This window comes from Micromonospora sp. AMSO1212t (assembly GCF_008868145.1).
Classification (GTDB): Bacteria; Actinomycetota; Actinomycetes; order Mycobacteriales; family Micromonosporaceae; genus Micromonospora; species Micromonospora tulbaghiae.
Window position 1 is genome coordinate 1 of record NZ_WBKS01000292.1, and the last position, 489, is coordinate 489.

At 44.2% G+C, this 489-nt stretch carries 1 protein-coding gene; it reads left to right on the forward strand.

What is annotated here, in order from left to right:
- Window positions 1-373 (forward strand): hypothetical protein (locus F8279_RS31015; protein WP_192580808.1); only part of this gene is annotated, 373 nt, incomplete at its 5' end.
- Window positions 374-489: the final 116 nt, after the last annotated feature.

The window sequence follows — 489 nt, forward strand, 5'->3', positions numbered from 1 at the left end:
AAACAACAATCAACGCCACGCTTCAGGCAAGGGAAAGGGGGAGGGGAGAAGGAAAGAAAAGAGAGGAAAGCCAGAGAAAAGGAGGAAAGAGAAGGGAAAAAAGAAAAAAGAAAGAAAAGGAGGAGGGAAAATACCGCATAAAGAAAGAAAGGAAGAGAGAAAGAAAGAAGAGTCAAAGGAAAAGAGAGGGAGGGAGAGGGAAGAAGGAAAAAGAGAAAGGAGAAGAAGGGTAAAAGCAGAAAAAGAAGAAGAAAAGAAGGAAAAAAGGAGAGGAGGAAAGGAAAGGAAGAGGAGAGAAAGAGGAGAAAAAGAAGAAGGGAAAGAGAAAGAGGGAAAAAAAAGGCGGCTGAGAAGAAAGGAAGGAGACAACTAGAGGAGGAGAGAGAAGGGGAAAGGAGAGAAGAAACGAAGGAAGAAAGAAAAAGGGAAGGAGAGAAGAAGGAAGGGAGAGAGGAGGAGGAGGTTCGTCGAAGAGAGAGAAGGGCTGCA